This is a genomic window from Sphingomonas sp. HF-S4 (assembly GCF_032911445.1).
Taxonomy (GTDB): Bacteria; Pseudomonadota; Alphaproteobacteria; order Sphingomonadales; family Sphingomonadaceae; genus Sphingomonas; species Sphingomonas agrestis.
Map to the genome: position 1 here is coordinate 1,099,805 of NZ_JAWJEJ010000001.1, position 23,294 is coordinate 1,123,098.

19 protein-coding genes are annotated in these 23,294 nt (G+C 66.1%); 10 read left to right on the forward strand and 9 right to left on the reverse strand.

Going from position 1 to position 23,294, the window contains the following annotated elements; translation table 11 throughout:
• Positions 1-12 precede the first annotated feature (12 nt).
• The 7 genes from glk to RZN05_RS04655 all read right to left on the reverse strand — a co-directional run bounded on the left by glk (position 13) and on the right by RZN05_RS04655 (position 6,828).
• Positions 13-981 (reverse strand): glucokinase, encoded by a 969-nt coding sequence (glk, locus tag RZN05_RS04625; protein WP_317225448.1) that lies wholly within the window; start codon positions 979-981, stop codon positions 13-15.
• Between the two features lie 91 nt (positions 982-1,072).
• Positions 1,073-2,899 (reverse strand): phosphogluconate dehydratase, encoded by a 1,827-nt coding sequence (edd, locus tag RZN05_RS04630; RefSeq protein WP_317225449.1) that lies wholly within the window; start codon positions 2,897-2,899, stop codon positions 1,073-1,075.
• A 42-nt stretch (positions 2,900-2,941) separates the two neighbouring features.
• Positions 2,942-3,649, reverse strand: a complete 708-nt coding sequence (gene pgl, locus RZN05_RS04635) for a 6-phosphogluconolactonase (RefSeq protein WP_317225450.1) — start codon at positions 3,647-3,649, stop codon at positions 2,942-2,944.
• A gap of 49 nt (positions 3,650-3,698) precedes the next feature.
• The gene (zwf, locus tag RZN05_RS04640) at positions 3,699-5,156 is read right to left on the reverse strand and encodes a glucose-6-phosphate dehydrogenase (protein WP_317225451.1); all 1,458 of its coding nucleotides are present in this window, start codon (positions 5,154-5,156) and stop codon (positions 3,699-3,701) included.
• Positions 5,157-5,226: 70 nt separating this feature from the next.
• Positions 5,227-6,168, reverse strand: a complete 942-nt coding sequence (argC, locus tag RZN05_RS04645) for an N-acetyl-gamma-glutamyl-phosphate reductase (RefSeq protein WP_317225452.1) — start codon at positions 6,166-6,168, stop codon at positions 5,227-5,229.
• Positions 6,165-6,422 (reverse strand): SH3 domain-containing protein, encoded by a 258-nt coding sequence (locus RZN05_RS04650; protein ID WP_317225453.1) that lies wholly within the window; start codon positions 6,420-6,422, stop codon positions 6,165-6,167. The genes argC and RZN05_RS04650 overlap by 4 nt, the downstream gene beginning before the upstream one ends.
• Positions 6,423-6,474: 52 nt before the next feature.
• Positions 6,475-6,828 (reverse strand): MarR family transcriptional regulator, encoded by a 354-nt coding sequence (locus RZN05_RS04655; RefSeq protein WP_317227563.1) that lies wholly within the window; start codon positions 6,826-6,828, stop codon positions 6,475-6,477.
• 216 nt (positions 6,829-7,044) lie between these two features.
• Here RZN05_RS04655 and secG point away from each other — a divergent pair, with 216 nt between their 5' ends.
• The 4 genes from secG to RZN05_RS04675 all read left to right on the forward strand — a co-directional run bounded on the left by secG (position 7,045) and on the right by RZN05_RS04675 (position 10,842).
• A complete protein-coding gene (gene secG / locus RZN05_RS04660; RefSeq protein WP_317225454.1) occupies positions 7,045-7,434 on the forward strand; it encodes a preprotein translocase subunit SecG in 390 nt (129 codons plus the stop codon).
• Positions 7,435-7,528: 94 nt separating this feature from the next.
• Positions 7,529-9,160, forward strand: a complete 1,632-nt coding sequence (locus RZN05_RS04665; RefSeq protein WP_317225455.1) for a CTP synthase — start codon at positions 7,529-7,531, stop codon at positions 9,158-9,160.
• 127 nt (positions 9,161-9,287) lie between these two features.
• Positions 9,288-10,130 (forward strand): alpha/beta hydrolase, encoded by an 843-nt coding sequence (locus RZN05_RS04670; protein WP_317225456.1) that lies wholly within the window; start codon positions 9,288-9,290, stop codon positions 10,128-10,130.
• A 49-nt stretch (positions 10,131-10,179) separates the two neighbouring features.
• Entirely contained in the window at positions 10,180-10,842 is a 663-nt protein-coding gene (locus RZN05_RS04675; RefSeq protein ID WP_317225457.1) for a peptidylprolyl isomerase, read from the forward strand.
• Between the two features lie 186 nt (positions 10,843-11,028).
• On the opposite strand, the gene RZN05_RS04680 is transcribed toward RZN05_RS04675, so the two are convergent.
• The gene (locus RZN05_RS04680; RefSeq protein WP_317225458.1) at positions 11,029-11,493 is read right to left on the reverse strand and encodes an Hsp20 family protein; all 465 of its coding nucleotides are present in this window, start codon (positions 11,491-11,493) and stop codon (positions 11,029-11,031) included.
• A gap of 244 nt (positions 11,494-11,737) precedes the next feature.
• Between RZN05_RS04680 and RZN05_RS04685 the strand changes: the two genes are divergently transcribed.
• The 4 genes from RZN05_RS04685 (at position 11,738) to RZN05_RS04700 (ending at position 17,139) form a co-directional block, all read left to right on the forward strand.
• On the forward strand, positions 11,738-14,239 hold the full coding sequence (locus tag RZN05_RS04685; protein WP_394804781.1) for a TonB-dependent receptor: 2,502 nt from the start codon (positions 11,738-11,740) through the stop codon (positions 14,237-14,239).
• Between the two features lie 452 nt (positions 14,240-14,691).
• Entirely contained in the window at positions 14,692-15,942 is a 1,251-nt protein-coding gene (locus tag RZN05_RS04690; RefSeq protein ID WP_317225460.1) for a lipoprotein-releasing ABC transporter permease subunit, read from the forward strand.
• Positions 15,935-16,663: an ABC transporter ATP-binding protein gene (locus RZN05_RS04695; protein ID WP_317225461.1), complete on the forward strand. Its 729-nt coding sequence runs from the start codon at positions 15,935-15,937 to the stop codon at positions 16,661-16,663. The genes RZN05_RS04690 and RZN05_RS04695 overlap by 8 nt, the downstream gene beginning before the upstream one ends.
• Positions 16,660-17,139: a glutathione peroxidase gene (locus RZN05_RS04700; protein WP_317225462.1), complete on the forward strand. Its 480-nt coding sequence runs from the start codon at positions 16,660-16,662 to the stop codon at positions 17,137-17,139. Before RZN05_RS04695 ends, RZN05_RS04700 begins: the two co-directional genes overlap by 4 nt.
• A gap of 146 nt (positions 17,140-17,285) precedes the next feature.
• Here the strand turns inward: RZN05_RS04700 and RZN05_RS04705 are convergent, their stop codons facing one another.
• The gene (locus tag RZN05_RS04705) at positions 17,286-17,708 is read right to left on the reverse strand and encodes a hypothetical protein (RefSeq protein WP_317225463.1); all 423 of its coding nucleotides are present in this window, start codon (positions 17,706-17,708) and stop codon (positions 17,286-17,288) included.
• A gap of 244 nt (positions 17,709-17,952) precedes the next feature.
• Between RZN05_RS04705 and dnaE the strand changes: the two genes are divergently transcribed.
• Together dnaE and RZN05_RS04715 are read left to right on the forward strand one after the other, a co-directional pair.
• Entirely contained in the window at positions 17,953-21,549 is a 3,597-nt protein-coding gene (gene dnaE, locus RZN05_RS04710; RefSeq protein ID WP_317225464.1) for a DNA polymerase III subunit alpha, read from the forward strand.
• 114 nt (positions 21,550-21,663) lie between these two features.
• On the forward strand, positions 21,664-23,247 hold the full coding sequence (locus RZN05_RS04715; RefSeq protein WP_317225465.1) for a long-chain fatty acid--CoA ligase: 1,584 nt from the start codon (positions 21,664-21,666) through the stop codon (positions 23,245-23,247).
• The last annotated feature ends 47 nt before the right edge of the window (positions 23,248-23,294 follow it).

The following is a 23,294-nucleotide window of genomic DNA, read 5'->3' on the forward strand; positions in this document are numbered from 1 at the left end:
CAATCGTACTCGTCACAAGGCGTGCTCCTGGGCAAAGGCCGCGGCGGCGCCATACAGGCCCGGCTGCGGATGCGTGATCAGCTTGACGGGGATCGACGCCATCAGGTTCCGGAACCGGCCCTTGGCAACGAAGCGCTCGCCGAAGCCCGATTGCAGCAAATGGTCCTTGAGACGCAACCCCAGACCGCCCGCGATCACCACCCCGGTCGGGCCATGGGTCAGCGCAAGGTCGCCCGCGACGGCGCCCAAGCTGAGGCAGAAGCGGTCGAGCGCGGCCACTGCAAGGCTGTCCTTGCCCTCGAACGCAAGCGTCCAGATTTTCTTGTCGTCGAGCCGCGACACCGGTCGCCGCTCAAGCTCGGCCAGTGTCTCGTAGATCGCGACGATCGCCGGCCCGGCGACGATCCGCTCGGTCGAGACGCGGTTATATTCCTTGCGCAGCCGCTTGACGAAGGCGTCCTCGATCGGATCGAGCGGCGCGAAGTCGACATGCCCGCCTTCGGTGGCGATGATGTCGTACCCGCCCTTGCGACGGAACACCTGCGCGACGCCGAGCCCGGTGCCCGGGCCGCAAACGGTGATCGATCCGCGCTGGGGCAGCGAAATGTCGGGGCCGCACAAATGAGTGAAGTCCTGGTCGCCGAGCTGCGCGACGGCATGACCGATCGCGGCGAAGTCGTTGACCATCGTCCAGGTATCGGCGCCGAGCCGCTCCGGGATCAGCGCGGGGCGGATGATCCACGGATTGTTGGTGAGCTTGATCACTTCGCCGCCGACCGGCGAGGCGACGGCGATCGCCGCGGCCTTGGGCAGTTCGCGCCCCAGCGTCTCGCCGAACGCCTGCCAGGCGAGCTGTAGGCTCGGATGCTCGGCGACCTTCTGCGTCACCGGCTCGGCCATCGATACGACGCGGCCTTCGGCGACCTCTGCGATGGCAAAGCGGGCATGGGTGCCCCCGATATCGACCGCGACGACTTCCATGCCTTCTCCCAAGCCTGCCCGTCCGCCTGTCAACGTTGGCAGACGGTGCGCGGCCCTTCTCTGCGCTGGGCGCGCGGATGTAAAGCCGGTGCTAGAGTCCGGCTTCCGCCAGCATCGCCGATCCGCCCATTTCGGCCTCGCTGGCATAGTGCCGCATCATCGCGAACAGCTCGCGTCCGGTGCCTTCGGCGGGCGGCGGAGCCACGCACTGCTCGCGCGCTGCCCACGCCACTGGATCGACCAGCGCCTCGAGCACGCCCTGTTCGGCGCACACGCGTACCACATCACCGTCGCGCAGCTTGCCGATCGGCCCACCGCCCAGTGCCTCGGGACTGAGGTGGATCGCCGCGGGCACCTTGCCCGAAGCGCCCGACATGCGCCCGTCGGTCACCAGCGCAACCCGGAAGCCCTTGTTCTGAAGCACGCCGAGCGGCGGGGTGAGCTTGTGCAGCTCGGGCATGCCGTTGGCGCGCGGTCCCTGGAAGCGCACCACCACGACCACGTCGCGATCGAGCTCGCCCGCCTTGAACGCATCCTGTACTTCCTGCTGGGTAGAAAATACCCGGCACGGCGCCTCGATCGTCCAGCGGTCGCGCTCGACTGCGCTGACCTTGATGCAGGCGCGGCCGAGATTGCCTGCGAGGATGCGGAAACCGCCTTCGTCGGAGAAGGGCGCGTCGATCGTGCGGACGATGGTCTCGTCGCCGCTCTGCGCGGGATGGTCGTGCCAGACGAGCTGGTCCTCGCCCTCGATATCGGGCTTGCGGCCATATTCCGCCATGCCGCCCTTTGCCACGGTGAGCGTGTCGCCGTGCATCAGCCCACCGCGCAGCAACTCGCGAATCACGAAGCTGGGCCCGCCGGCATCTTCGAAGCCGTTCACATCGGCCGATCCGTTGGGATAAACGCGCGTCAGCAGTGGCACGACGCGCGAGAGCCGGTCGAAATCGTCCCAGTCGATCAGCACGCCGGCCGCGCGCGCAAAGGCGGGCAAGTGGATCAGATGGTTGGTCGATCCGCCGGTGGCGAGCAGCACGATGGCGGCGTTGACCAGTGCCTTCTCGTCGACGACATGGCCGATCGGTCGATAGTCGTCGCCGGCCCAGCCGATCTCGGCGAGGCGATGCACCGCCGCACGCGTCAGCTCCTGACGCAGCTTGGTGCCGGGATTGGCGAACGCGGCGCCGGGGATATGGAGCCCCATCGCCTCCATCATCATCTGGTTCGAATTGGCGGTGCCATAGAAGGTGCACGTGCCCTTCGAATGATAGGCAGCGATCTCCGCCTCGAGAAGTTCCTCGCGGCCGACCTTGCCCTCGGCATAGGCTTCTCGCACCGCCGCCTTGGCCTTGTTGGCGAGCCCCGAGCGCATCGGGCCGCCGGGGATCATGACCATCGGCAGATGGCCGAAGCGCAGCGCACCGATCAGCAGCCCCGGCACGATCTTGTCGCAGATGCCGAGCAGCGCCGCGCCTTCGAACACGCGATGGGAGAGGGCGATGCCGGTGGAGAGCGCAATCGTGTCGCGGCTGAACAGGGAGAGTTCCATCCCCTGATAGCCCTGGGTCACCCCATCGCACATTGCTGGAACGCCGCCCGCGACCTGCGCAGTGGCGCCGGCTTCGAGCGCCCATACTTTCATCTGCTCGGGGTATCGATAATAGACCGCGTGTGCCGAAAGCATGTCGTTGTACGAGGTGACGATGCCGATGTTCATCCTGTTCGCCGGCGTCATCAGGTCGCGCTGCTCGTCGGTCCCCGCATAGGCGTGCGCGAGATTGGCGCAGCCGAGCTTGGGCCGATCCGCGCCGCTCTCGCGCTCGCGGCTGATAAGGTCGAGATAGGCAATGCGCCGCTCTTTCGAGCGCTCGATCACGCGATCGGTAACCGCGGCGACTTCAGAATGAATCTCAACCATATCTCACCCTTACCCGTTCGCGCTAAGGCGAACCGGAAACACTTAGGCCGCCCAGTGGATGTCCACTGGCAACTCGACATCGGCCAGGATGCGGCCGATCGGATAGTTCGACGACGGCCCCTGCTTGATCGCGTCCTCGATCACCTGCTTCTTGGCGTCGCCGGTGACAGCGATCATCAGCGCGCGTGCCGAGACGATCGCGGCGCGGCTCAGCGAGACTCGCGCAACCGGGGCCTCGGGCGGCAGCGGATCGGGCATCACGCCCAGCGCGCGGCGCTCGTTGGGGCCGTTCAAGGCCTCATCGAAATCGGGGCCGGGGAAGATCGACGCGGCATGTCCGTCACCACCGACGCCGAGCAGGCACAGGTCGAGCGGCCAGTGCAGGTCCTGAAGGATCGCATCGGCGGCGCGGCCGGCAGCCTTGTAGTCGGCGACGGTGGCGCTGATCAGCGGGATCACCCGCGCGCCCTTCGGGATGAAGATCTTGCCGATTGCTGTGACGTTCGACAGCGGATCGCCCAGCGGCACCAGCCGGTCGTCGCCCGGGACGATCGTCACGCGCTTCCAGTCGAGCTTGGCCTGGGCCAGCTTCTCGTAGATCGGCAGCGGGGTCTTGCCCCCGGCAAGCGCCACCACTGCCGCACCACGCGCGTCGATCGCGCTCTCGATGATGAACTGGACGTCGCCGGCGACGGCCGCGGCCATCTCGTCGGCGTCTTCATAGTCCCACCATTCGATTTCGGTCGTCATGTAAGCTCCTGCGTGTTCGGTGGGTTTGTTCGGATATGGGTTCGGGGGGTCACTCGTTCCATGTCACGCCGTCGCGCTCGGTCAGCGCGATCGCGGCGGATGGGCCCCAGCTGCCTGACGCATAGGGTTTTGGTTTGATATCATTGGCCTGCCAGCCGGCGCGGATCGCGTCGATCCATTCCCATTGCGCTTCGACTTCGTCGCGGCGGACGAACAGCGTCGGGTCGCCTTCAATCAAATCGAGCAGCAGCCGTTCATAGGCGATGCGGCGGCGCGTGCCGGCGAATTCGTTCTCGAGGCTGAGGTTGAGCGGCACTTCGCGCAGCCGCACGCCTTCGCGGTCGAGCCCGGGCTGCTTGGCCATCACCAGCAAGCGGACATATTCCTCGGGCTGGAGCCGGATCACCAGCGTGTTGGGCTGGAGCGCGCCGCCGCGATCGGCGAATATCGAATGCGGCACCGGCTTGAACCGGATGACGATCTCGCTGCGCCGCTCCGCCAGCCGCTTACCCGTGCGCAGATAGAACGGAACGCCGTGCCAGCGCCAATTATCGACATGTGCCTTGATCGCGACGAAGGTCTCGGTGTTCGACGGCTTTTCGAGGTCACTGGCATAGTCGCGGACGATTTCGCCCTTCACCGCGCCGCCGCCATATTGGCCGGTGACGGTAAGGTGTGGCGTCTCCTGCGGGGTGATCTTCCGAAGCGAGCGGAACACCTTGACCTTCTCGTCGCGGATCGCGGTGCCGTCGAAACGGGCAGGGGGCTCCATCGCGATCAGCGCGACGAGCTGGAGCATGTGGTTCTGCACCATGTCGCGCAGCGCGCCGGTCTCGTCGTAGAAGCCCGCGCGGCCCTCGAGGCCCACTGTCTCGGAGACAGTGATCTGGACGCTCTCGATACCCTGCGCATTCCATACCGGCTCGAACAGCGAATTGCCGAAACGCAGCGCCAGGATGTTCTGCACCGTCTCCTTGCCGAGATAGTGATCGATCCGGAAGGTCCGCTCCTCGGGGAAGGCGCCCGCGACGAGATCGTTGATTTCCCGGCTGGAGGCGAGATCCTTGCCGAGCGGCTTTTCCAGGCTGATCCGGACATTGTCCCCGGCCAGCCCGGCGCTCTTCAATCCTTCGATCGTCGGGCCGAACAGCCAGGGCGCGGTCGAGAGGAAGATCGCCAACCCGCCGGAAATGTCGCCCAATTTGTCCTTTAGCGTCGCGAACCCGTCGATCTGCGACGCATCGAGCGACTGATAGTACAACCGTTCGAGAAAGCTCCCGACAGCGCTGTCATCCTTGCGGTCGGCGGGCAGGAATTCGTCGAGTGCGTGGCGGGCGAAGTCGCGGTACGATTCGTCGTCCTTGTCGGAGCGCGCGGTGCCGGTGATCGTCAGGCCCGCCGGCAGCAGTCCGTCGGCATGGAGCGCATAGAGCGACGGCAGCAGCATGCGCTGCGCTAGGTCGCCGGTCGCTCCGAACAGCAGCAATTTCCCCACGGGTTGGTGCATGTCTTGCCTCTCGTCGACGTGTTTTGTCCGCGAGACACCAACGGGCGCCAAAGATCAAGCCGCGGATTGTTTAGAGAACCAGCCCCGCGACCGGATCGAGCCCGGCCATGATGTTGAGGTTCTGCACTGCGGCGCCCGCGGCGCCCTTGCCGAGATTGTCGAGCGTCGCGACGAGCCGCGCCTGGCCGCGCTCGGCATTGCCGAACACGCGGACGCTCAGCCGGTCGGTCCCCGCATCCTCCTCGATCGACACCGTCGGGACATTGCCCGGCAGCACGCGGATCAGCGGGCTGTCCTTGTACGCGTCGCGCAGCGCATTCTCGATTGCCTCGAGCGAGGGCCGCCGCGTGAAGGTGTGGAGGGGCAGGGGCACCTCCACCACCATGCCGCGATAGGTGCGCACCACCGCGGGCTGGAAGATCGGCGGATGCTCGATCCGCGCATGCTTCTGCATCTCGGGCACATGCTTGTGCTCGAGGCCGAGACCATAAGCGCGGAAGGCGGTCGCGGTGAACGTTTCCGAATTCTGGTCCTCGAACTCGGCGATCATCGACTTGCCGCCGCCCGAATAGCCCGAGACGGCGTTGACCGAGAAGACATGGTCGAGCGGCACCAGGCCCGCCCGCACCAGCGGACGGATCAGCGCGAGGAAGCCGGTGGGATAGCAACCGGGGTTGCTCACCCAGCGTGCGTCGGCGATCGTCGCGGTCTGGCTCGGCTCGAGCTCGGCAAAGCCGTAGACCCAGTCGGGCGCGACGCGGTGCGCGGTCGAAGCGTCGATCACGCGGACCTTGTCGGCTCGGATCATCGAGATCGCCTCGCGCGCGGCATCGTCGGGGAGGCAGAGGATGACGAAGTCCGCCGAATTGAGTGCGTCCTCGCGCTTCTTCGCGTCCTTGCGGTCGGCATCGGCGAGAATCAGCTGCTCGATGCCGTCACGCCCTTCGAGCCGCTCGCGAATCTCGAGCCCGGTGGTGCCCACGGCACCGTCGATGAAGACGCGGATGGTCATTGCGCGTCGGCCAGCGCCGCTGCGGGAAGATAGCCGACCAGACCCAGGCCGGGGGCGACTCCCCAGGCATGGTCGCCGGCGAACTCGAGCACTTCGAAGATGTCGCCCGCGGCAAGCGCACCAAGGATCTCGGTATCGGCGGCGCTGCCGCTGCGCAGGTCGGCCGGCGCGGCAACGGCGCGCGGCATCGGTGCGGCGTAATGCGGGGCGAATACCCGGTCGGCGAGGCGGACGTCGGCAAGATCGCGGCGCACGGCGTCGACGCGCGAATCGATCGTCGCCGAACGCCCCCTTAGCGCGAAGCGCTTACGCGTTGGCCCTGCGGGCGACTGGCTGGCTGAGGTTGTCGCCAGCGAGGAAATGCCCGAACTCTGCAAGAAAATCAGCCCCTTCAGCGGTACGCGCAACGAAGATGTTGCGTTTGTCGGTATCGTCGCGTTGGCGGCGCAGATAGCCGAGCGTCCCCAGGCGATTCAAGGCGCGCGTGACTACCGGCTTCGAGACATTGAGTGCCCGCGCGAGTCCGCGGACCGTATGCGGCCCCGGATCGAGATACACAAGCATCAGGAGCGCCATCTGCCGATTAGTGAGATCGGGTTCACCCGATCGCACGTAATCGATCAGCGTGTCCTTCCAGGACGATAGGGACTGGTCCGGCATGGCGTTCACGGCTTCTTCTCATCCGTTACGATCCCGGTCCTCTCCGGGAGCATTCAGTCAAACGCAGCTTGCGCGCAGTGGTTTCAGTGCGTTGGCGAAATGTTACTTCTTTATTCAACAATCGCGGAAGCCCGCTGCGCCGGTCCGGGGCACACGCAGGTTGATCCCCGGCACCGGCTCCCCTATGTCGCCGCTTTCGCAACAGGCCGGGTCTCAATGTTCACCTTTCTGCTCGTCGTCCACGCCATCATCGCGGCACTGCTCGTGACCGTGATTCTCATGCAGAAGTCCGAGGGCGGCGGGCTGACCACGGGCGGCAGCCCCTCGGGGCTGATGTCGGCGCGCGGCGCGGCGGACTTCCTGACTCGTGCAACGGCGATCCTCGCGACGCTGTTCATCCTGATGAGCATCGTGCTCGCCTTCGTTGCGGCGACTCGCCACTCGACGACGATCGACACGTCGCTCCAGCGCGCACCGGCCGCGCCGATCACGTCGCCTACCGCGGCACCGCCCTTCGCGATCGGCAATGCGACCGCGCCGGCGGCCGTGGGTGAGCCCGCGAACAGCGCGGCGCCGGCCAACGGCGCGGTTCCGTTCGCGCAATAACCCCGCCGCTCTCCTGAACGGGGAGCAGACATAAAAAAATAAGTGAGTCGCGCGCTTGTCGGCGCGCGGCCAATGACGTTAGGCGTTTTCTCCCATGGCGCGGTATATCTTCATCACCGGCGGCGTGGTCTCCTCGCTTGGCAAGGGTCTCATGGCGGCGAGCCTCGCTGCCTTGCTCCAGGCGCGCGGCTACCGGGTTCGCATCCGTAAGTTCGATCCGTATCTGAACGTCGATCCCGGCACGATGTCGCCGCACCAGCATGGTGAGGTATATGTCACCGACGACGGCGCGGAGACCGATCTCGACCTTGGCCATTACGAGCGCTTCACCGGCGTCGCCTCGCGCCAGAGCGACAACATCACTTCGGGCCGGATCTACAAGACGATCATCGAGCGCGAGCGCCGCGGCGACTATCTCGGCGCCACCGTCCAGGTGATCCCGCACGTCACCGACGCGATCAAGGCGTTCGCGCAGGACCAGACCGACGACTTGGATTTCGTGCTCTGCGAGATCGGCGGCACCGTCGGCGATATCGAATCGCTGCCGTTCATTGAGGCGATTCGCCAGCTCCGCAACGATCTTGGCCGCGGCCAGACCGTGAGCATCCACGTCACCCTTGTACCCTATATTTCGGCGGCCGGCGAGCTGAAGACCAAGCCGACCCAGCACAGCGTGCGCGAACTCGCCGCGCTCGGCGTCCAGCCCGACGTGCTGGTCTGCCGCTCGGAGCGCGACCTGCCCGCGGGCGAGCGCGCCAAGATCGCGCAGTTCTGCAACGTGCCGACGAGCGCGGTCATCCCAGCGCTCGACGCCAAGAGCATCTACGCCGTGCCGATGCAGTATCACCGCGAGGGCCTAGACGTCGAAGTGCTCAGGGCATTCGGCCTCGATCCCGGGGCGCCGCCACCGCTCGATCGGTGGGAAAACATCATGCGCCGCCTCGACAATCCCGAGGGCGAAGTCACGATCGGCGTGGTCGGCAAATATATGGGCGTGCCCGACGCCTATAAGTCACTCCACGAGGCGCTGGTCCACGGCGGCATCGCCAACCAGGTCAAGGTCCACATCCGCTGGATCGACGCCGAACTGTTCGAGCGCGACGACGAGGAAGTCGCCGCCAAGCTCGAGCCGATGGATGGCATCCTCGTTCCCGGCGGGTTTGGCGAGCGCGGCAGCGAGGGTAAGATCGCCGGCGTCCGCTTCGCGCGCGAGCGCGGCGTGCCGTTCTTCGGCATCTGCCTCGGCATGCAGATGGCATGCGTCGACGCGGCGCGCGACCAGGGGCTCGCCACTGCCTCGACCACCGAATTCGGCCCGACAGAGGAGCCCGTGGTCGGCATGATCACCGAATGGATGACCGCCGAAGGCCTTCAGAAGCGCGAGGAAGGCGGCGATCTCGGGGGCACGATGCGGCTTGGGGCGTATCAGGCAAAGCTCGGCGGCAATTCGGTGGTCGCCTCGATCTACGGCGCGGACGAGATCAGCGAGCGCCATCGCCACCGTTATGAGGTGAACACGCACTACAAGCCGCTGCTCGAGCAGAACGGGTTGGTCTTCTCGGGCATGTCGCCCGACGGCTCGCTGCCCGAGATCGTCGAGCGGCCCGATCATCCCTGGTTCGTCGGCGTGCAGTTCCATCCGGAATTGAAGTCCAAGCCCTTCGATCCGCACCCGCTGTTCGCCAGCTTCATTGAGGCGGCGGTGAAGCAGTCGCGCCTCGTCTAGTCCCCATCGTCACCCCGGACTTGTGCCGGGGTCCACTGCGCCACCATCAGCAGCAAGAGGTTCAAGTCATTCCGCCAGCTGCCTGGTGGACCCCGGCCAAGGGCGGGGTGACGAAAGGAAAAGCGGGATGCTCAACGCCGACACCGCCGGGCCGCTTTGGGATGACGCGCCGACCGACGGTGCCTTCACCCTCGCCGATCCAGACGCTGCACCAGAAGGTGCCGTCGTCACCTCGGTCGCCCGTCCCATCCTGCTCGGCTACGCGCCCGCGAAGCCCAATGCCCGCGCGATGCTCATCCTGGGCGGTGGTGGCTACACCCAGCTGATGGCCGGCCGCGAGGGTATCCAGGTGGCGCGCTGGCTCACCAGCCTCGGCTACCATGCCTTCGTTCTGATCCACCGCTTCCCCAATGGCGAGCACGGCGTCGCCGCGCCGCTCGACGACGCGATGGAGGCGATGCGAGCGATCCGGGCCAGCGGGCGTGCGGAGAGCGGGCTCGGCGTGGTTGGTCTATCCTCGGGCGGGCACCTCGCTGCTTGCCTGGCCGCCGACTATCCGGCGGAATGGGCTCCACCTGCGTCTCGGCACTCCGATCAGGCGACGCGGCCGGACGTGCTGGTGGTCGGCTATGCCCCGATCTCGACCAACGCCAAGGGCCGGACGATCGTCGCGGACAAGCCGCCGCTGCCGCCGGTCGAGAAGCAGGCGATGTACGATCGCCTCCAGCCCGACGCCCAGCTTATGGCCGCGCCGCCGCCCGCCTTCATCGTCTATGCCGGCAACGACGCGGTCGTTCCCGTCGAGAACGCACGACGGCTCCACGCGGCGTTCGAAGCCGCGGGCGCCAGCGCCGAACTCCACGTCTTCGCCGATGCGCCGCACGGCTTCGCGCTGGACACGCCGGACCTGCCGGTGTCGCTCTGGCCGCGGCTCTGCGAGGCGTGGCTGCGGCAGACGGGCTTTCTCTGAAGCCGAAAGGCCTTCACCCGCGCGCGCGCTTCGATTAGCGACGCGCGTCATGCGTATCCTCGTCGCGTTGCTCGCGTTTCTCCTTCCCTCCGTCAGTGCCGCGCAGGACAAGCCGACCCCCGGCATGGTCCGCGTCCGCATCGAGACCAGTGCGGGCAACATCGTCCTCGCGCTCGACGCGAAGCGCGCGCCGAAGACCACCGCCAATTTCCTGGCGTATGTCGATGACGGGCGGCTTGACGGCACCGGCTTCTACCGCGCGTCGAAACGCACCGGGAACCCGAAATTCGGCTTCGTACAGGGCGGGATCGCCAGCGATGCGCGGCGCGTGCTGCCCTCGCCACCGCTCGAGCCGACCAACCAGACCGGCATTCGCCACACCGACGGCACCGTCTCGATGGCGCATGGCGCCAATATCGATGGGGCGACGGGCAATTTCTCGATCATGGTGGGCGACAATCCCTCGCTCGACGCGCGCGGTACGACGCGCAACGGCTATGCCGCGTTCGGCCGGGTCGTCGCGGGGATGGACGTGGTGCGGAAGATCCTCGCCAGCCCGACCGGCGGGGGCAGGGGGCCGATGCGCGGCCAGATGATCCAACCCGAGCCCGTCCGGATCGTCCGCGCGGTGCGGCTCGATGGCGCGGCGAAGCCCACCGGGAACGTCAAGCCGTGGCAGATCAGCCCGACGCCGTGGATCAAGCCGAACTGATCCGCCCCGTTCGTGCTGAGCTTGTCGAAGCACCGTCCTTCTTTCGGCACGAGAAGAACAGCCCTCCGACAAGCTCAGGGCGAACGGAATGGGTTGATAGACCAAAACAAAAGGCGCCCGGGCAATGCCCGAGCGCCCCTGCTGCGGCGCCCAAAGGGAGGAAAGCGCCGCTAGCCGTGGTGGCGGTTACGCCGCGTCGCGATGCTCGATCGGCGTCGGCTGGCTACCGGCGTTGACCGCGATCTTCTTGGGCTTCATCGCCTCAGGCACTTCTCGGACCAGCTCGATCACCAGCAGGCCGTCGGCCAGATCTGCGCTCTCCACCCGCACGAAATCGGCGAGCTCGAAGCGGCGCTCGAAGCTGCGGTTGGCGATGCCAAGGTGCAGGAAAGCTCCCTGATTGTTCTCGTTCTCGCTCGCCTTCTTGCCCTGTACCTGGAGCAGGTTCTGCTGCGCGGTCACGTCGATCTCGTCGGCCTTGAACCCGGCGACGGCGAGGGTGATGCGATAGCGGTCCTCGGACAGGCGCTCCAAGTTAAACGGCGGGTAGTTCTCGCTGGTCTGCTGACGCGCATTGGTTTCGAGCAAGTCGAACAGGCGATCGAAGCCGACGGTGGAGCGGCGGAACGGAGTAAAGTCGAACTGACGCATTTCAAAACCTCTGTTGAGCAAGTTGAACGTCTCTTGATCAGCGCCCGGGCAACCGCGGCGCTGCTTTCCCCGACCCATCGGGCATCGGGTTGAGGCGAATGTGGTTTTGAAATGCGCGGTTTCAAGATGCGCCGGGCCGGGCGCTGCGTGCGACGGAGAAACCCAGCTTCGGCTTTCCAAAGATTCGCTTGCTGGCTAATGTCTACTGATATGATGGAGATTGGCAGCGACAGAGACCAGGGGGATGTTGATGAGCCTTTCTTCGTTATCGCTGCTGCTGCTCGCGGGTGCTTCGCCGCTTGCCGTCGGCCAGGAAGTGCCGACCGTGACTGCGCCGCCCGAGCCGGCTGCCCCGGCGCCCGTACCGGGGGACGAGGATCGCACGCCCGACGACGTCCAGCGCAGCTCGGTCTCGTCGGACATCGTCGTCACCGCGCGCCGCCGCGCCGAGCAGGTCCAGGACGTGCCGATCCCGATCTCGGTGGTCGGGGTCAAGGAGCTCGACAGCACCGGCAGCTTCAATGTCCAGCGGCTCCAGCAGCTCCAACCGACGCTGCAATTCTATTCGACCAACCCGCGTAATTCGTCGGTCAATATTCGCGGGCTCGGCGCGCCGCTCGGCCTCACCAATGACGGCATTGATCAGGGTGTCGGCGTCTATATCGACCAGGTCTATTTCAGTCGCGTCGCGGTCGCCACGCTCGACTTCCTCGACGTCCAACAGGTCGAGACGCTGCGTGGCCCGCAGGGCACGCTGTACGGCAAGAACACCGTCGCCGGCGCGATCAGCATCACCAGCAAGGCGCCGAGCTTCGATTTCGAGGGTCGCGCCGAGCTGACCGTGGGCAACCTCGAGTTCAAGCAGGCCAAGGCGTCGATCTCCGGCCCGCTGGCGGACACGGTCGCGGTTCGCCTCGGCCTCTCGACCACCACGCGGCGCGGGACGATCTACAATGTCGCCAGCGACAATTGGGTCAACGCACAGGACAATGTCGGCCTGCGGGGCGCGCTGTTGTGGAACGCGAGCGACACTGCATCGATTACGCTCTCCGGTGACTGGAACCGGCAGAATCCCGAGTGCTGCGCGCAGATCTATGCTAAATACGGGCCGACCCAGCGCGCCGCCAACCGCCAATATCCCGCGCTTACCGCGGCGCTCAATTATGCGCCGCCCAGCACCAACGCCTTCGACCGCCTGACCGATCTGGATTCGGAGCTCAACGCGCTCAACGAGCTTGGCGGCGTATCGCTGCGCGGCGAATATGAGATCGGATCGGGCACATTGACGTCGGTCAGCGCCTGGCGCTTCTGGAACTGGGGTCCCGCCAACGATCGCGACTTTACCGGCCTGCCGGTGACCACGCTGTCGCAGAACCCCACCAAGCAGACTCAATACACCCAGGAACTGCGCTACGCCGGCAAAGGCGACGGCTTCGACTATGTCGTCGGCCTGTTCGGTTTCTATCAGGACATCCATACTACCGGCACGCAGCGGCAGGGCCCCGCAGCCAGCCGCTGGCTGATCAGCCCCAGCGCGCGCGACGCCACCGCGCCGGGATCGCCTTTCCTCTATCTAGACCCCACGGTGCTCGACGGCCTGACCGCCGCGAACGACATCCGCCTCAAGAATTTCAGCGGTGCGCTGTTCGCCAAGGCCAATTGGGACGTGACCGACCAGATCACGCTCTCTCCGGGTATCCGCGTCAATTATGACGACAAGGTCGGCAGCTATGTCAGCATCGTCACCGATGGCCAGGGGCGGCTAGTGCCCGCGACCGGCGGCACCCCGCGCCAGGTCGAGCAGCGCACCGCGGTCACCCCGCAGGCGTTCCGCGACGAGGCGTACCGCGCCTGGAACGTCTCGTACGATTTCACGGCGTCGTACAAGCCGGCGCAGGACGTGCTGCTCTACGCGACCTATGCCCACACCTTCAAATCGGGCGGACTCAACCTCAACGGCGTGCCGGTGGTGGCGGGAGTCGCGCAGACGCAATTCGCTCAGGTCGATCCGGAAAAGGTCGATCATTTCGAACTGGGCGTGAAGTCGCAATTCTGGGACCGCAAGGCGACGCTCAACGTCACCGGCTTCTGGACGTCGATCCGCGACTATCAGGCATTGGTCAATGACGGCCAGAATTCGACGCTGCGCGGCTATCTCGCCAATGCCGGCAAGGTGCGCGTCCGCGGGGTCGAAGCCGACTTCTCGATCCGTCCGAGCGAGCGTTTCAAGCTCTACACCAACGGCGCGTTCACCGACCACGAATATGTCGAATTCACCAACGCACCATGCCCGCCCGAGCGATCGGGCGGCACCGCAGCGCCGGTTGGCAGCGCGGGTGGCACGCCCGGCGTGCCCGGCCAGCTCAGCCCGGTGGTGTGCGACATTTCGGGCCAGTGGCTTCCCGGCATCTCGAAATGGGCATTCTCCTATGGTGGCGAGCTCAATCAGCCGCTCGGGCTGTTCGGGCTCGATGGCCAGATCTACTTCGCCGCCGATGCCAATTCGCGGAGCAAATTCTCCTCGAACGCCTCGCGCTCGATATACACCGATATCGACGGGTACACGCTGGCGAACTTCCGCCTCGGCTTCCGCACCGACGATTTCAACATCTTTGGCTGGGTCCGTAACGCCTTCGACGCCGAATATTATGACGTCCTCGCGACGACGCCCGGCAATACCGGCCTGATCGCCGGCCAGCCGGGCGATCCGCGGACCTATGGTCTGACGCTCAGCAAGTCGTTCTGAGCGTCCCCGTTCTAGCCTCTCGCCATGGCCGGGGGAGGTTAGGGGAGGGAGGCGGCGCCCGCACCGCCTCCCTCTTTCAAAACGCGGAGCAATTCGGGGAAAGGGACCTGGAATGCGAAACGGCCGGACTGTTTCCAGCCCGGCCGCCTGCGTGACGAATGCTCGTCAGCCCCCTTTGTCAGGCTCTGCCCACGCGCCCGTACTTGCCTACGAGCGGGGCGGAGCCCTCCCCGAACCACGGCCATTTGCTGCCTGCGTTTCGACACGGGTTTGCTAGTTCGGGGAACCGCGTTTGTCACCGGCTTAACAAAGGTCAGCCGCCGATTGGCCGCACCCTGTGTTGAATCGGCAACATAGCGGACATAGCTATGACGACAGGCGCGTGCATTGCCAGCCGGCGCCCGCATGGCCTAGAGCGGCGATGCGCACTCCTGTCAGGCCCATTCGACCGCATGCTACTTTCTCGATACGAGCGGATGATTGCCCGCCGCTACCTCCTGCCCGGACGGAGCGAGGCGTTCATCGCCGTCGTCGCCGGGTTCAGCCTTGTCGCCGTGATGCTCGGCGTCGCCGCGCTGATCGTCGTGATGAGCGTGATGAACGGCTTCCGCGCCGAACTGTTCGGCAAGATCACCGGGCTCAACGGCCATGCCGTGGTCCAGGGTTATAATGGCCAGCTCCGCGACTGGCGCCGGATCGTCGACGAGGCGAGGAAGACCCCCGGCATCACCGATGCGACGCCGCTGATCGAGCAGCCTCTGTTCGCCAGCTTCAACGGCCGGGTCGAATTCGCCCAGGTCCGGGGCATGCGCGTCGAGGATATCCGCGCCAACCCCGCGCTCAAGGGCAAGGAAGTCATCGGTTCGCTCAATCGGCTCAAGCCCGGCGGCGAGCAGGTCGCGATCGGCTCGCGCCTCGCCGAATCGCTCGGCGCCACCGTCGGCAGCAAGATCACGATCATCAATCCCGCTGGTGCCGCGACCCCGATGGGCACGATGTACCGCTCGGTGAGCTACACCGTCGAGGCGATCTTCGAAGTCGGCGTCTATGATTTCGACAAGATCTTCGTCGTCATGCCGATCGAGGATGCGCAGACGCTCCTGCTGCTCGGCGATGCGGTGAGCATGGTCGAGATGGACACCAACGATCCCGACAATGTCCAGGCGATCGTCAGCCCGCTCGTCGACAAGGTCGGCAAGAGTGGCCAGATCGTCGACTGGCGCCAGATGAACCGCGAGCTGTTCGAGGCGCTGCAGGTCGATCGCGTAGTGTCGTTCACCGTGCTGTCCATCATCCTCGTCGTCGCATCGTTCAACATCGTCTCGTCGCTGATCATGTTGGTCCGCTCCAAGACCCGCGACATCGCGGTGCTGCGGACGATGGGCGCGACGCGCGGCGGGCTGATGCGCATCTTCGTCACCGTCGGCACCACGATCGGCGTGCTCGGCGTCGCCGCGGGCGGACTGCTCGGCTTCCTGTTCATCACCTTCCGCGCGCAGGTCGTCCAGGGAATCGGGCTGGTGACGGGCCAGCAGGTCTGGGACCCCTCGATGCGCTTCCTGACCGAACTTCCCGCCAAGACCGATCCGTTCGAGACGATCGGCATCTGTGTGATGGCGATGGTCTTCACCTTCCTCGCGACGCTCTATCCCGCATGGAAGGCCGCGAGCACCGATCCGGTACAGGTATTGCGTTATGAGTGAAATCGCAGGCGAAGCCGAGAACGGCCGGCGCGGCTTTGCCACGTCCGACGGCAGCCCTATCCTCCAGACACGCGGCCTCAAGCGCAGCTTCAAGCAGGGCGAGGCCGTCATCGAAGTCCTGCGCGGCGTCGATCTCGACATCCAGCCCGGCGAGATCGTCGCGCTGCTCGGTCCCTCGGGGTCGGGCAAGTCGACCTTGCTCCAGGCATTCGGGCTGCTCGAGGGCGGGTTCGAAGGCTCGATCCGCATCGCCGGCAAGGAAGCCGCCAAGCTTCCCGTGGGCGGCCGCACCGAGGTCCGCCGGGACAGCCTGGGCTTCGTCTACCAGTTCCACCATTTGCTGCCCGATTTCAGCGCGATCGAGAATGTCGTGCTGCCGCAGATGATCCACGGCGCTACCCGCGCCGACGCCGATGCCCGCGCCGCCGAGCTGCTCACTGCGCTCGGCCTCGCCCAGCGGCTGACGCACCGCCCCAACCAGCTCTCGGGCGGCGAGCAGCAGCGCGTCGCGGTCGCCCGTGCGCTCGCCAACCGCCCCGCGTTGGTGCTCGCAGACGAGCCCACCGGCAACCTCGACGAGGCGACCGCCGACCGCGTCTTCGCCGAATTCCTCAACCTCGTCCGCGGCGAAGGCTCGGCCGCCCTGGTGGCGACGCACAATGAGCGCCTCGCCGAGCGGATGGACCGCGTGGTGCGGCTGCACGAAGGGAAGCTGGAATGAGCGCGATCACCGAAATCCCGGTCCGCAAACCCGGCGGCGAGGAGACGACGCTCGCCGATCACGCCGGCGAAGTGCTGCTGATCGTCAACACCGCGTCCCAATGCGGCTTCACTCCGCAATATGCCGAGCTCGAGAAGCTCCAGCGCGACTATAAGGACCGCGGCTTCTCGGTGCTGGGGTTCCCGTGCAACCAGTTCGGCGGGCAGGAGCCGGGCGACGCCGCGGAGATCGCGAGCTTCTGCTCGCTCACCTATGACGTGACCTTCCCGCTCTACGCCAAGGTCGACGTCAACGGCGCCGATGCCGCGCCTTTGTTCGAGCATCTCAAGAAGCAGGCGCCGGGGCTGCTCGGCCTGAAGGCGATCAAGTGGAACTTTACCAAGTTCCTCGTCGATCGCGCCGGCAAGGTGGTCGACCGCTACGCGCCGACCACGTCGCCCAGGGACATCGCCGGCGATATCGAAAAGTTGCTCTAAACTCCCCTCCCTGCAAGGGAGGGGCTGGGGGTGGGTGCGAGCGAAGCGAGCCCAACGAGCTGCATCGAATAAAAGAAAAGGCCGGGCATCGAGCCCGACCTTTTCTAACCCACCCCTAACCCCTCCCTTTCAGGGAGGGGAAAAGATCAATGCATCCGCGGCCCGGGCAGGCAGATCACATACTGGCCGTTCTTGTCGATCATCGCCTTTTCGCCCTCGTCGCCGGCCACCAGCTTGCCGAGCTTGGTGAGCATCGCCGCCATCGAGATCGCGCCGGTGAGGGGGCGGCCGCGCGGGTCGCGGCGCGGGGCAGGGCGGGCGTTCCGCGGATCGCGGCGGCGCGGCGGCGGGGCCAGGCGGTGCATCCGCTGCGCGACGTCCGAGGCATCGCCGGGGCGGCCGAACTCGCGCCACACCACTTTGAAGCCCTGTGGCACCTGCGCCCATTCGCCTTCCTCGCTGCGGATCATGTCGCAGCCGCAGCGGTGGCACATGCTGAATTCCAGGCCCTGGTTGTGGTAACGCTTGGCCGCGGGCACATGGTTCATCACCGAGCAGAGGATGGTCATCGCTAGGGCACTCCGATTACGCGAAGGCGGCACGAACTCCAGGACGGGTGCGCCGCGATCGGGAAGGTTGATCGCTGTTAACCGTGTTTTGTCGCAACGGCCGGTGAGTCGCCATTCAGGTCGGTTCCCATAAGCGACTCCCACAAAAGGGCTGCTACGGAAGCGCGAAGTTACTTTTTGGAAACCTGTGGAAAGCCGCGCCCGCGGAGTGGCAAAGCGACGCCCGCATCCCTAGGATAATCCGATGGCGCATTCGGGATTCGTACCGCTTCGGGTTTTCTCGTCCTACACGATGCTCGAAGGCGCGATCGAGCCCAAGCTAATTGCCAAGCGCGCGCGCGAACTCGGCTTCCCCGCCGTGGCGGTCAGCGACCGCAACGGCCTCTACGCCGCGATGTCCTTCTCGGACGCGTGCAAGAAATCGGGCGTCCAGCCGGTCGTGGGCACGCTGCTCGCGGTCAAGCGCCCCGAGCTCGCCGAGGGCGCGCCGCCCGCGATCGACTGGCTGGCGCTCTACGCGCAGGACGAAACCGGCTATCTCAACCTCTGCCACCTCGTCTCCGCCGCGCATCTCGACCGCCCTATCGAAGAGGACGCGCACGTCACACTCGATGCTCTTGAAGGCCATACCGACGGGCTGATCTGCCTCACCGCGGGCGCCGAGGGCGCGCTCGCCCGGCTTTATGCCGAGGGACAGGACAGCGCCGCCGAAGCCTATGCCCGGCGGATCGAGGCGCTGTTCCCCGACCGGCTCTATGTCGAGATCGTCCGCCGGCTGAACGAAGTCGAAGGCCGCGCCGAGCCCAAGCTGCTCGACTATGCCTATGCCCGCGACCTGCCGATCGTCGGGACCAACCCGTGCTGCTTCGCCGAAGAAACCTTCCACCAGGCGCATGACGCGATGCTGTGCATCGCCAATTCCTCGTACATCGCCAGCGACGATCGCCCGCGCTCGTCGCCCGATGCGTGGATGAAGCCCGCGACCGAGATGAAGTCGCTATTCGCCGACCTGCCCGAGGCGATCGCCAACACGATGGTGGTGGCGCAGCGCTGCGCCTATGCCGCTCCCAAGCGCAAGCCGATCCTCCCCAGCCTCGCCGGCGACCGCGAGGGCGAGGCCAGGATGCTGCGCGAGCTTTCGTACGAGGGGCTGCATGCCCGGCTGGTCAAGATCGCGCAGCTGGAGGGTAAGAAAGGCCCTCCCCTTCAGGGGAGGGGTTGGGGTGGGGCAGTGCCGCAAGCAGACGGCTCGGGGACAGGCCCCACCCCCAGCCCCTCCCCTGAAGGGGAGGGGCTTGAAGAAGCCGACTGGACCAAGCCCTATTACGATCGCCTCGATTTCGAGCTCGACGTCATCATCCAGATGGGGTTTCCGGGCTACTTCCTGATCGTCGCGGACTTCATCCAATGGGCCAAGGCGCACGACATCCCCGTCGGCCCGGGCCGCGGCTCGGGCGCGGGCTCGGTGGTCGCCTGGGTGCTGACGATTACGGATCTCGATCCGCTCAAGCTCGGCCTGCTGTTCGAACGCTTCCTCAATCCCGAGCGCGTGTCGATGCCCGACTTCGACATCGACTTCTGCGAAACCCGCCGCGGCGAAGTGATCCGCTACGTCCAGGAGAAATACGGCCGCGACACCGTCGCGCAGATTATCACCTTCGGGACGATGAAGGCGCGCGCGGTCTTGAAGGACGTCGGCCGCGTGCTCCAGATGAGCTACGGCCAGGTCGATCGCCTCGCCAAGCAGGTGCCCAACCTGCCCACCGATCCCTGGACCTTGAAGCGCACGCTCGACGGGGTCAGCGAGTTCCACAGCGAGTACAAGAACCATAGCGAGGTCCGCTACCTGATCGACTTGTCGATGCAGCTAGAGGGCCTGCCGCGGCACAGCTCGACTCATGCCGCGGGCGTGGTGATCGGCGATCGCCCGCTGGCGCAACTCGTTCCGCTCTATCGCGATCCGCGCTCCGACATGCCCGTCACCCAGTTCGACATGAAATATGTCGAGGGCGCGGGTCTGGTGAAGTTCGACTTTCTCGGCCTCAAGACGCTGTCGGTGCTCAAGAAAGCGGTCGAGCTGCTCGCCGATCGCGGCCTCGAAATCGATCTCGATGCGCTCGGCTGGGACGATCCCGAAGTCTACGACCTGCTCCAGCGCGGCGACACCGTCGGCGTGTTCCAGCTCGAATCCGAAGGCATGCGGCGCACGCTGACCGCGGTGCGCCCGACCAATTTCGGCGACATCATCGCGCTCGTCTCGCTCTACCGCCCGGGCCCGATGGACAATATCCCGAGCTTCGGCCGCCGCAAGCAGGGCACCGAAGAGATCATCTACCCGCACGAGACGCTCAAACCGATCCTGAAGGAGACCTACGGGATCTTCGTCTACCAGGAGCAGGTGATGCAGGCCGCGCAGATCCTCGCGGGCTACAGCCTGGGCGGCGCCGACATGCTCCGCCGCGCGATGGGCAAGAAGATCAAGGCCGAGATGGACCAGCAGCGCGCGATCTTCGTCGAGGGCTGCGCCAAGGTCCACGGGATCAAGGCGGCCAAGGCCAACGAGCTGTTCGACTTGATCGACAAGTTCGCCGGCTACGGCTTCAACAAGTCGCATGCCGCGGCCTATGCGCTGCTCGCCTATCAGACCGCTTGGCTCAAGACGCACCATCCGCACGAATTCTTCGCCGCGTCGATGGCCTACGACATCCACCAGACCGACAAGCTGGCGATCTTCGCCGACGACATGCGCCGGCTCGACATTGCGTGCCTGCCGCCCGAGATCAACGTGAGCCTCGCCGATTTCCATGTCGAGAAGCATGGCGACGGCCTCGCGGTGCGTTACGCGCTCGGCGCGCTCAAGGGGGTGGGCGAGCGCGCGATGGAGCTGCTCGTCGAGGAGCGCGATTCCAAGGGCCGCTTCCAGTCGCTCGACGATTTCGCGAAGCGCGTCGATCCGCGGCTGCTCAACAAGCGCCAGCTCGAGACGCTCGCCGCGGCGGGCGCGTTCGACGCGATCGAGCCGAACCGCGCCGGGGTCCATGCCGCCGCCGAGACGATCCTCGCGGTCGCCCAGCGCACGCATGAGAGCCGGACGAGCGGGCAGGGCGGGTTGTTCGGCGAATCCGAGCCGAGCGGCGGTGCGATCAATCTGCCGCGCAGCGCGGCGTGGACGCTCGCCGACAAGATCACGGCCGAGAAGGACGCGTTCGGCTATTATTTCTCGGCGCATCCGCTCGATCGCTACGCGCATCTCGTCCGCAGCCAGGGCGCACGCGACATCGCCACGCTCGGCGACATCCAGATCCCCGAAGGCGCCCGCGTCGGCGCCACGATCGCCGCGTTGATCGAGGACGCGCGCTGGCGCACTTCGGCGCGCGGCAATCGCTACATGATGGCGACGATCTCGGATACTAGCGGCCAGGTGCTCGCGAGCTGCTTCGACGAGTTCGCCGCCAAGGACATGGAAGACGCCGCGCGCGAAGGCGGCTGCGCGCTGCTCACCGTCGAGCTCGACAAGCGCCCCGGCGAGGACACCCCGCGCGTCTCGATCAAGCGCGTCCAGCCGTTCGAGAGCATCGCCAATGTCGCCCGCCTGCTGGTCGATCTGGTCGTCGATGACCCCGCGACCCTGCCGCGGCTTTCGGAAATGATCGGCGAGGCGCGCGGCGGCCGCTGCATCGTCCGCCTCTGGGCACCGCTCGGCCGCGAGGGCCAGGCCGAAGTCGTGCTCGGCCGAAACTTCCGCATCGACGAAGAGATGCTAGCAAAGATCGCTGTCCTGCCAGGCATGCGCTCCGCGGAATTCGCCAGCACCTCGGCGATGCTCGCCGCGGCGGCCTGACCTTCAAAAGCCCCCGAAGGGAAGGGGCTAAGCATTACGAATCATTGCCGCCCCCTCGACACCTCCACCCCCCGGGCATACCCTCTCCTCAAAAAATAAGGCCTGGAGAGAGCGATGCTGGGTGGAATGCAGGATTTCGAGCTGCGCGTGATGCGCCTGCTCGATCACGCCGCGCGCGAGCACGGCCCTCGCGAGATCGTCACGCGCTGGGCCGACGGCTCGGAGACACGCACCGACTGGGCCGGGATCGCCCGTGATGCGCGAAAACTCGCCCAGGCGCTCGAACGGCTCGGCCTCAAACCCGGCGACCGCGTAGCGACGCTGGCGATGAACCACAGCCGCCACCTCGTCGCCTGGTATGGCGCGATCGGGATGGGCGGGGTGATCCACACGATCAACCCGCGGCTGTTCGAGGACCAGCTAGCCTTCATCGCCAACCATGCCGAGGACCAGGTGCTGCTTTACGACCGCGCCTTCGCGCCCGTGGTCGAGAAGATGAAGCCGCACTGGACCACGATCCGCCATTACATCTGCTTCGATGACGGCGCCTTCGAGGACCTGATCGGCGCCGAGACCGGCGACTACACCTGGGTCGAGGGCGACGAGCGCGAGCCGTGCATGCTTTGCTACACCAGCGGCACCACCGGCAATCCCAAGGGCGTTCTCTACACCCATCGCTCGACCGTGATCCACGCGATCACCGAGCTCCAGCCCGCCGAGTTCGACTTGTCGACCCAATCGGTGGCAATGCCGATCGTGCCGATGTTCCACGCGGTGGGCTGGGGGCTGCCCTATGCCGCGGCGGCGGTGGGGCTTAAATTCGTGTTTTCCGCGATCAACGATCCTGCGGTGCTGTGCGAGCTGATGAACCGCGAAAAGGTCACTCACAGCGCCGGCGTCCCCACCGTATGGTTCGCAATGTTCCAGCACATGGACGCGACCGGCGCCGCGCCCGAGCATCTCAAGATCGTCACGATCGGGGGCTCGGCGGCACCCCGCGCGATGATCGAGCGCCTCATGAAGATGGGCGTCCGGGTCAACCATGCCTGGGGGATGACCGAGACCTCCCCGATCGGCACGATGGGCGCGCCATCCCCCGATTGGGATGACCTCAGCTTCGAGGCGCAGGTCGATCAGGTCTCGAAGCAGGGGAAGGTCCCGTTCGGCGTCGAACTGCGCACCGTCGACGACGACGGCGCCGTCCTACCCCGCGACAGCGCGAGCTCGGGCCGGCTCCAGGTTCGTGGCCCCTGGGTGATCAAGCAATATTATGGCGAGGAGCAGCTCGCGGTCGATCCCGACAATTGGTTCGACACCGGCGATGTCGCGGTCCTCCATCCGGACGGCACGATGCAAATCACCGATCGCGCCAAGGACGTGATCAAGTCGGGCGGCGAATGGATCAGCTCGGTCGAGCTGGAGAATGCCGCGGTCGGCTGCGCCGGCGTCGCCGAGGCCGCGGCGATCGGGGTGTTCCACCCCAAATGGGACGAGCGCCCGATCCTGCTGGTGGTCCGGAAACCCGACAGTGGCGTAACGCCCGAGGAGATCGCGGCGCATCTGGAGCGCCACGTCGCCAAATGGTGGCTCCCCGACGAGATCCACTTCGTCGAAAGCCTGCCGCACACCGCGACGGGCAAGCTGCTCAAGACCGCGATACGCGCGCAATACAAGGACTTCAAGCTGGCGGCGGCGTAAAACTCCCGCTCCGCTGGGAGCGGGAAGGGTGAGGGGAGGGTTCGATC